Annotated in this window: 12 protein-coding genes and 1 pseudogene; 8 read left to right on the plus strand and 5 right to left on the minus strand. The window is 70.0% G+C overall.

Features of this window, described 5'->3' with window-relative positions:
• Positions 1-74: 74 nt before the first annotated feature.
• Positions 75-1007 carry an alpha/beta fold hydrolase gene (locus tag ACTWPW_RS42715; protein WP_443172052.1) on the minus strand — a complete coding sequence of 311 codons (933 nt, stop codon included), beginning with the start codon at positions 1005-1007 and terminating at the stop codon, positions 75-77.
• A gap of 278 nt (positions 1008-1285) precedes the next feature.
• Here ACTWPW_RS42715 and ACTWPW_RS42720 point away from each other — a divergent pair, with 278 nt between their 5' ends.
• The 3 genes from ACTWPW_RS42720 to ACTWPW_RS42730 are packed head-to-tail and all read left to right on the plus strand — an operon-like array spanning position 1286 to position 2963.
• Positions 1286-1444: a hypothetical protein gene (locus tag ACTWPW_RS42720; protein ID WP_443172053.1), complete on the plus strand. Its 159-nt coding sequence runs from the start codon at positions 1286-1288 to the stop codon at positions 1442-1444.
• Between the two features lie 11 nt (positions 1445-1455).
• Positions 1456-1932, plus strand: coding sequence for a hypothetical protein (locus ACTWPW_RS42725; RefSeq protein WP_443172054.1), 477 nt, complete (start codon positions 1456-1458; stop codon positions 1930-1932).
• An 11-nt stretch (positions 1933-1943) separates the two neighbouring features.
• Positions 1944-2963: a DUF4331 family protein gene (locus ACTWPW_RS42730; protein ID WP_375118249.1), complete on the plus strand. Its 1020-nt coding sequence runs from the start codon at positions 1944-1946 to the stop codon at positions 2961-2963.
• A gap of 100 nt (positions 2964-3063) precedes the next feature.
• On the opposite strand, the gene ACTWPW_RS42735 is transcribed toward ACTWPW_RS42730, so the two are convergent.
• Positions 3064-3273, minus strand: coding sequence for a hypothetical protein (locus ACTWPW_RS42735; protein ID WP_375118250.1), 210 nt, complete (start codon positions 3271-3273; stop codon positions 3064-3066).
• Positions 3274-3421: 148 nt separating this feature from the next.
• Between ACTWPW_RS42735 and ACTWPW_RS42740 the strand changes: the two genes are divergently transcribed.
• On the plus strand, positions 3422-3787 hold the full coding sequence (locus ACTWPW_RS42740) for a hypothetical protein (protein WP_375118251.1): 366 nt from the start codon (positions 3422-3424) through the stop codon (positions 3785-3787).
• Positions 3788-3990: 203 nt separating this feature from the next.
• Positions 3991-4779 carry a hypothetical protein gene (locus tag ACTWPW_RS42745; protein WP_375118252.1) on the plus strand — a complete coding sequence of 263 codons (789 nt, stop codon included), beginning with the start codon at positions 3991-3993 and terminating at the stop codon, positions 4777-4779.
• A 109-nt stretch (positions 4780-4888) separates the two neighbouring features.
• Here the strand turns inward: ACTWPW_RS42745 and ACTWPW_RS42750 are convergent, their stop codons facing one another.
• The 3 genes from ACTWPW_RS42750 to ACTWPW_RS42760 all read right to left on the minus strand — a co-directional run bounded on the left by ACTWPW_RS42750 (position 4889) and on the right by ACTWPW_RS42760 (position 6467).
• Complete coding sequence (locus tag ACTWPW_RS42750) at positions 4889-5188, minus strand: hypothetical protein (RefSeq protein WP_443172055.1); 300 nt, start codon at positions 5186-5188, stop codon at positions 4889-4891.
• 305 nt (positions 5189-5493) lie between these two features.
• Positions 5494-5643 (minus strand): hypothetical protein, encoded by a 150-nt coding sequence (locus tag ACTWPW_RS42755; RefSeq protein WP_443172056.1) that lies wholly within the window; start codon positions 5641-5643, stop codon positions 5494-5496.
• Positions 5640-6467, minus strand: a complete 828-nt coding sequence (locus ACTWPW_RS42760; protein WP_443172057.1) for an ankyrin repeat domain-containing protein — start codon at positions 6465-6467, stop codon at positions 5640-5642. Before ACTWPW_RS42760 ends, ACTWPW_RS42755 begins: the two co-directional genes overlap by 4 nt.
• 182 nt (positions 6468-6649) lie before the next feature.
• Here ACTWPW_RS42760 and ACTWPW_RS42765 point away from each other — a divergent pair, with 182 nt between their 5' ends.
• From ACTWPW_RS42765 to ACTWPW_RS42775, 3 genes and pseudogenes are all read left to right on the plus strand, one after another.
• Positions 6650-6805: a hypothetical protein gene (locus ACTWPW_RS42765; RefSeq protein ID WP_443172058.1), complete on the plus strand. Its 156-nt coding sequence runs from the start codon at positions 6650-6652 to the stop codon at positions 6803-6805.
• A gap of 812 nt (positions 6806-7617) precedes the next feature.
• Positions 7618-8019, plus strand: coding sequence for a hypothetical protein (locus ACTWPW_RS42770; protein WP_443172059.1), 402 nt, complete (start codon positions 7618-7620; stop codon positions 8017-8019).
• Between the two features lie 103 nt (positions 8020-8122).
• Positions 8123-8320: pseudogene (locus ACTWPW_RS42775) on the plus strand (alkaline D-peptidase); the annotation flags it as partial.

The following is an 8320-nucleotide window of genomic DNA, read 5'->3' on the forward strand; positions in this document are numbered from 1 at the left end:
GCCGACGCCCCATCATGACCCGAGCCTGGATCCCGGGATTCCACCTGGCCACCCACCACATCTTCAAAACACCCCTAGTGCATGCTCGATCCATGGGCGTTGAGGAAGTCGCGGGTGGCCTCCAGCGCGGACTCGTGGCTGGCCGACAGCCGCAGTACGTGCCAGCCTCCAGGGACGATGTGCAGGACGGCGCCCGAGATGGTCGCGGCCGCGTGATGGGCGTGGGCCGCGTCGACGTCACCGTCGTGCGAGCCGTGGAGGACGAGTGCCGGGCAACCGACGTCGGCGGTGAGCGAGTCGTCGAGCACGGCGAACCGCGCGAGATCGTTTCGCAGGCCGGGCGCCCGATCCTCGTGGGGCGTGAGGCTGAGGATGAGGCGTTGCGTGATCTCTCGCCTCTCGCGCTCCGCCATGATCCAGTCGACGGCCTGCCCGCGAGCCCGGCCGTCGAGGGTCGACTCCTGTCGCACGAAATCGCCGAGGACGGCCCGTAGCCGGAGCCGGGAAAGGGTGGCGGCGGCCCAGGTTCCGTACCTGCTCAGGAACACGGTCCGGGCGAGGACGGGGATCTTGGGATCGTATCTGCGGGTGATGGCGGATTCGAGGATGAGCGCGGCGGTCCTGGCCGGGTGGCGCCGGGCGAACTCCAGAGCGGAGGGCCCGCCCCCGCTGATCCCGTAGGCGATGACCTTGGACACTCCGAGGTGGTCGAGCAGCGCAGCCGCGGCGTCGGCCTGCGCGGGGAAGCCCGCACCGGTCGTCAGCGGCGTTCGCAGGTAGCCTGGGCGGGACCACGCGATGGCCCGGCAGCCGAGATCGAGGAGCGGGTCGAGTAACCACCTCTGGTCGTATCCGCCGGGGCTGCCGTGGAACAGCAGCACGGCTACAGCGGCTTGCGGGCCGTCTTGGACGTACTCGACCGGTCCTGCCCTTGTGCCGGTCACCGTACTGCCGGATCGCAGGGCAGCCCGCCGGTGGCTCGCGAAGCGGTTGTACGCCCAGGTCATCTGGTGGCCTGCTTTCCGATGCCGGATGACCTCATCTTACGAGGGCGCCGGGCGCTCTGAGCGGCGTGCCGCCGTCACCGCCTGGTCCTGCATGGCGTGCTGTCGGGGTGCGATAGACCGGGGGAAACGAACTCGAGGTGGCCATCACTCGGCGGCCAGACGCTCGCGGACGAGCCGGTTGTGCCCGACCTGATCGGCGCGACGACGAAATGCGCCGACTCGCCGACTCGCTGGGCGGGCGCCACGCCGGGACGGCCGTCGTCTGTGTCATCTCCGGCATGCCTGGTGTGGAAAAGACAGCGCTGGCCGTACGAGCCGCGCACGACCGGCGATCCGACCTCCCCGACGGCCAGCTCTACGTGAACCTGCGGGGCGCCGGACCCGGGCCGGTCGATCCGCGCTATGCCTGGCGAAACTCCTGGATTCGCTCGGCGTGAGCGGTGAGGCGATGCCCGAAACGCTGGACGAGCGAGCCGAGGTCTACCGATCCAGGATGGCCGGGCGGCGCGTCCTCGTGGTGCTGGACGACGCCGCCGGTGAAAGTCAGGTCGAGCCGCTCATCCCGGCCGGAGCCGGGATCCGGCGGCCCGCGACATCGCCGCGCTCTGCGGGCCATCTGCCGCCGGCCCTGCGTATCGCCGGCGCCCGGCTCGTCGCCCACCCGCACTCGCAGGCCGGCTGGCTCGTGGAGCGACTCGCCGACACGCACCGCCGACTGGAACGCGCGGGCCCGGATGTGAACGCGTGGGTGACCGGCGCGACTCGCCACCCGTCCACACCTCTCGGTCATTTCGGCGGACAGGGCTTAACCTGCAGAAACAGGATCAAGCGCAGATCGATTCCGACGCCATTCCACGGGACGCGACCGCGCCGCACCCGGCGTTCGATGGAACGTTCCAAAAGGCATCTGGTGAGCGAGCAATGAAAGGGCCTGACATGTCCAACCACTTCACCGGCCTCAGCCTCGGGCCACCCCTCGGAGACCAGCGCCTCGATCTGTGCGACCTGTACGCCTTCACAGCGCCCGCCGATCCGGGCAGGACCGTCATCATCCTCAACGCCAATCCCAACGCGGACGCCCTGCATCCCGACGCCGTGTACCGCCTGAACATCGACAACGACGGCGACTACCTGACCGACATCGCCTTCAGCTGGGTCTTCAGCCCGCCGGCCGCCGACGGCTCCCAGACCTACAGCGTCTACATGGCCACGGGTGCGCAGGCCCGCAGCCCCGAGGCGGCCGGCACCGAGATCGTGTCGGACGCGGCCGTCTCCTTCGGCCCCCAGGCCAACGTGGTCAGCAGCGGCGAGTACAAGGTGGCCGCCGGCAGCCGCAGCGACGCCTTCTTCTTCGACTTCGACGGGATCAAGAACCTGTTCGACACCAGCGGCAAGCGGAACTTCACCGCACCGCATCTGAGCGGGCAGTCCCCGTGGACCGGCGTCGACTCCAACACTACGGCCAACGTCTTCTCCATGGCCATCGAGCTGCCGACCGCGGAGCTGGCGCCCCAGCCCGAGCTGCACATCTGGGGCCGGTGCAGCGTCCTGCGGGACGGCGAGCTCGTCCACGCCGACCGGGCCGGGCACCCGTCCATGAGCAGCTTCTTCAACACCGACGACACCAAAGAGGACTACAACGCCAGTGAGCCGGTCGACGACCGGGACAACTGGACGGACCAGTTCGTCCACCTTTTGGGGCACACCGGCGGCTACTCGCGCGAGGAGGCGATCGCCGCGATCGAGGAGCACGGCCTGCTGCCGGACGTGCTGCGCTTCGACCCGTCCAAGCCGGCCGCGTATCCCAATGGCCGGACCTTCACCGAAGACGTCATCGACATCCGCGTCGCGTTCCTCACCAAGAACGAGGCCCCGCCCACCGGCCTGCAGCCGCACACCGACACCCTGGACCGGTTCCCGTACCTCGGCGACCCGCACCCGGCAGCCGCCTCCTGACCGTCCCCGCAGGGACGCGCCCCGGCGGCTCCGAGCACCCGCACGTCAAGACCCCGCCGGCACACGCCGGCGGGGTCTCTTCATCTATGGACGGGAGCGGTCAGTCGCCGCTTCCCCCACCACACCCATATCCGTCACCGTCAAAGCCGTCGTCCTTGCCGAAGTCGCCGCCCGCTCCCCCAGCGCCGGAAGAGCCCCCGCTGTCGCCGCCGCCCAGGATGTTCTCGCAGAACCAGATGATCCCGAGCCAGAGTCCTGAGCCGAGGACGATCACCAGCAGAGTGTCGAGCGTTTCAAGCAGATCGTCCACAACAGTGCCCCTACCGTCCTGTTCGTACCTGGCCTGATCACGCCGGCTGCGGCAAGATCCCTGGAGTCCGGCAGCTGTCCACACTAAGCGATCTTTGTTGGCGGACAACGGGGGCGGACGATCTTCCCCCGACGAAAAGGAGAGGCGCGTGATCGACTCCGACGACCATCCCTCGTGGTGCGACCGCGACCGGTGCACGGCCGCCCTCAGCTTCGGCCGCCACCTCACCACCAAGCGGGTGGGTGAGCACCGCTCCGCGCCGAAGCTGCTGACGGGAGCGCTCTGGCGGAGCGAGGAGCGGCCGCTGCGCCTGCCGGTGCTGTGGATCACCGAGTCCTACGACACCGGCGACGGCGTCATCGTGCATCTCGGTCCGGCGATGGGCGGAGGTGAGGCGACGCTGTCGGTGCCGGTGCACGCCGAGCGCGTCAACCAGGTGCTGGCCGCGGTGTTCGCCGGCGACTACTCCGCCTTGCGCGCCCCCGAGCCGGATATCGACCCTGGAGACGCGTGACCGCCGCCAGGCCCGCGTAACCCGTCCCCATCGGGTTCGCCGGGCGGGCCGATCCCTGACGCGGGCCTGGGCGCTGAAAGTTTCTCCGGTCACAGCCGCTCTACCAGCACCGTTGTCGGTGGCTGCCGCCGCGGGCCCTCCCCCGGGCGCCGGATGGCGTAGCTTACTCCCGCTCGTCCGCATCCGCGTCAGAGGGAGTCGTCGTGCGTACATGGTCAGTTCGCGCCGTTGTGTCGTTCCTGATGCTGCCGCTGACGGCCGCCGCGGCGGCCCCCGCCGCCTCGGCCCGGACGGACGTGCGCACGTGCGCGAAGGCGAGCCTGCTGTTCTGCGAGGACTTCCAGGCCATGCCGGTCGGCGGCGCGAGCAGCCTGCGCTGGGGGATCGACACCGAGCACGGCACGCTCACCGTCGAGCGCGGCGGGCCGCGGGGGCAGAAGGTGCTGCGCGTGCACACCGAGGGCAACGGCCGCGCGTTCCTGAAGGTGGACGACTTCGCCGCGCCGGGCAACAGCTTCTACGGACGCGTCCGGCTGCGGGTCGCCGCGTTCCCGACGGCACCGGACTGGGCGCATTACACGCTGGTCGAGGCGACCGGCGACGGGCCCGAGATCGTCCGCCCGCTCGGCGGCCAGTACGCCCCGCCACCCCACGGCGGAGCCGCGTACTGGGGCGTCGGCGCGGACGGCGGCCCCACCGGGGACTGGACGAACTGGCGAACCACCGCGCCCTCCGTCGCCGGCGCCTGGACCTGCGTGGAGTGGCGCATGGACGCCGCCGACAACCGGATCTCGCTGTGGTTCGACGGGGTGGCCAAGCCGGAGCTCACCGTGTCCACCCGCGAGCACGGCGGCAACCCGGTGGACTTCGTCTTCCCGCGCTTCGACACGGTCAAGCTGGGCTGGCAGCTCTACCAGGCGAACCCCACGCCCGCCGGCTTCGACGTGTGGATGGACGACATCGCGCTGAGCAGCCGGAGAGTGGGCTGCTGACCGTGGGCGGATCAGGCGGCGGGATCAGCGCGCAAACGCTGGTGGGGGGACTTGGCATGCGGCCGCCACCATGAGGGTGGCGGTCGCTCGGAAAGGCCACGCGATCGGGTCAGAGGTCGCTGAAGTCGTCCGCGAAACGTTCGGCCGAAGAGCGGCCGCGCCGGCCGTCGTGGCCCATGTACCAGCCCGTGAGCTCGCCCCGCCCCGACTCGGGCAGGTCGACCCGGCGTCCGCTCGAGCCGGTGCAGGACAGGCGGAGCAGACCCTGGTCGATGGCCGGCGGCAACTTGGTGACCGCCGTGTCCACGCGGTCGGGGGTGACCGCGCGGACGAGAGTGAGGTCCTCCTCGGTGCGGGCCTGGGGCCGACGCGGGGCGGTGACCGGCTCCTCGACGGCGCTGTCGGGCATGTCATCGGCTCCACCATGAGTTCGGGGTAGGTCTTCGCGCCTGGGGTGAGAGCCGTCTTGATGTGGTCGTAGAAGGCGGTGCCCCGGGCGTTGGCGTCGTTCCTGGTCATCGCGAACGCCGGGACCGCCGCCGTGTGAACGCAACCGCCTCCCGCTTATTGTGGTACTTGACCTGCGGCGACTTGTCGCAGCGGAACGTGCCCTGGGCATGGACCGGGGTGCTGCTCTCCGTACCGTCCTGCGGATGTTTCGGGAGCCGCTGCCTGCGGCGATCATGGGATCGTCACGAACTTGATCATCCGGCTTCAGCGGTCTCGTTCCGGCAGCCGCAACCACAGATCCGGCGGGCCGACGACGGCTCGAGCGTCAGGCAGGCGCAGTCCCGCCATGGCGCACGAATATGCCACGGCCTCGCCGTGGAAGAGGTATTCGGCGAGAATCTCGTCGGCCGTCAAGTGTCCACCGGCGTCGCCGCCGCCGGGATGTGTGTGTCGGAGTCCTCGATCGCTCCATCGCGGCTCACAAGCCCTTGGTCGCCGCTCTTGGGGTTGGCGAACAGGCTGTAGCAGACGGTTCCCTCGGACAGTGGCACGGTCACTTCGGGGGTGGAGGGGACGTATCCCCAGGGTTGGGTGACGACGCATCCGCCGGGGACGTCGGTGATTCCGACGATTCCCAGATGGGCATCGGGATCGGCCCACGGATCAGCCAGGAGCGCCTCGATGGCGGTGTCGTCGGCCGGCCGGGCTTCCAGCCGCCGCGCAGCCTCAGCCGCGGTGAGATCCGCCACGCACGCCACACCCATGTAGTCGTCGACGTTCTCCAGTGCGGTGATCAGCCGCCGCGCCTCCGCGACCGTCGCGGCCTCGTCGGGGGTCAGGCCGGGGTGCCCGGCGGGGATCGGGAACAGGCCGGGCGTCGGACCGGCGAGGGCGAGCCGCCCGGGAGACCATCCGGCCATCATGGGCCGCCATGGGTCCGCTCCGGCGGCGACCAGGGCACGGGCGTTGTCCAGACGGCGGGCGAACACAGCCGTCCACAGGGCGGTCCGGTCGTCGAACTCGGCATCGACGTCGTCGACGTGACGGGCCAACTCGGCCACCGTCTCAGGAGTCCCCCATTCGGCCGCGAAGTGCAGCGGCTTCCCCTCGTAACCACCGAAGGCGTAGACGCCCGAGTTGGGGTCGGCACCCGCTTCCAACCTGATGCGGATCGTCTCGAGATCAGCCCATCCACGCCCATTGATACCAGACCATCCTGCCAACTGAGGCTCGGTCATAACGCTCCCTCGGATCGGCATTTCACGGACGGGACGATCTTCCCGTATCAGAACTGGCCGCTGATCCTTTGGGTGCCGAATGTCGTGTCCCCTCATGCAGCCTGGGTGTATTCGCAGCGGGCTGGCCTGCTGCAGAGCTTGATGCGCGCGATGCCTTTTGAAGTGGGTCTCGTACCACGTGGATGCCCGCGGTCGGGTTCGCCGTCACCCCCAGCACGTGGACCCGCCGGGTGGCGTGCTCGACGACGGCGAAGCAGTACAGCCGCGCGAGCATCACCGTCTCCACGCTGGAGGAGTCGCAGGCCAAGACCCCGGACGCCCGAGCCTTCAGAAACTGAGACCACGTCGGACCGCCGCGGCGCGGCGCCGGATCGAAGCCGGCCCTGTTCAAGATCGCCCACACGGTGGCCGGGGCGACCTTCCGACCCAGACCGGCGATCTGTCCAGCGATGCACCGGTATCCCCAGTCCGGATGGCGCAGCACCAGGGCGCGAATGGTGGGTCGGATCGGTGGGCGTCCCGGCCCATGCTCGGGGTAAGTCCAGCGTCGCCGCACCAGGTCGGCGTGCCAACGCAGGAGCGTCCGCAATGTGACGAACAACTGACATCGGCGACGTCGGGGCAGGGCGGTGAGGATCGCCCGATCCGTCCACAACGGCCGGGGAGCAGCGACCCGGCGGCGGAGCACAGCCGAGCCGGCTGATGCCGCAGTACCAGAATCTCTACGTCCCCGGACGCCCGCGCTCGCGGCAGCTCCCAGGAGCAATGCCCTGATCACCTCGGCCCTGACGGTCCTAGCCGGGTCGCCCTCCTTGGCCTCTCCGGTACGGAGATCCAGCCCACGTACCGCGCACGAATGCCGCCGGCAGAGCGCGTTCCGCGCCGAGCAGCTCCCCCAGATTCGCCTCCATGGCCACCGCCCACCGAAGACCGGCCGACCCCGCCCGGCGATCCCCGCGCGACGTCGATTGTCAGAGGGCGATCTCGGATGGAGACGTCCGGCGTCTCACCGACCCAACGGCGTCGTCGTCGGTGTCAGCGGTCGCGTCAGCACGGCGACGGCCCCGTATCAGAGCGGTCGGCGATCGTAAACGCCATGAACGGTGCAGCGCCTGCCCGTTCCACCGAAACGCTAAGGAGCACCCCCATCATGTCGATCATCCTCTCCGACCAGGACCAGCTCACCCTCCGCATCGCCGGTTGGGGCGCCGTCTCGCTCATGTCGGCCGCCGGTGCCGCCGGCTCGGCCCACAAGGCGGCCACCAACGGTTCCATCGCCCTGACCTCCGCCACCGGCCTGGTCGGGCACGTCCTCGCCAAGGCCCCCAAGGGCCTGACCGGCAAGACCGTCGCCGCGCTCGCCGACCAGGTGCTGCCCGCCCTGACCGCCTCCATCACCCTGCTCCAGCAGCAGGCTCCGGAGGAGGTCGACAACTTCCGCCGCACCGTCACCGTCGCCGTCGACGCCGCCGTCCAGTCCCAGAAGGGCGCGCCCAGCCCCACCATGACCGAGATGGCCCGCAAGATCACCGAGGCCCTCGACGCCGCCTGATGGCCACGCCGGCCCTACGCAACTCCAGCACGTCACGGGGTCCCTTCCGGGCCCCGTGACACTCCAACCGCCCGATCAATAGCTTCTGAAGGAGCAGCCCATCATGTCCACCATCCGTACCGGCCAGGACGAGTTCACCCCGCAGACCGGGCAGCATCGCCCCGAGCTGCAGCGGGTCATCCAGGAGATGGTCGATTCCGGCTTCGTCGGGGTGACGCTCCGCGTGAACGACGAGCGGGGCGAGTGGACCGGCAGCGCGGGCGTGGCCGAGCTCGGCGGGACCGAAGCGCCGCCGGTCGAC

This window comes from Nonomuraea sp. KM90 (genome assembly GCF_052246675.1).
Lineage (GTDB): Bacteria > Actinomycetota > Actinomycetes > Streptosporangiales > Streptosporangiaceae > Nonomuraea.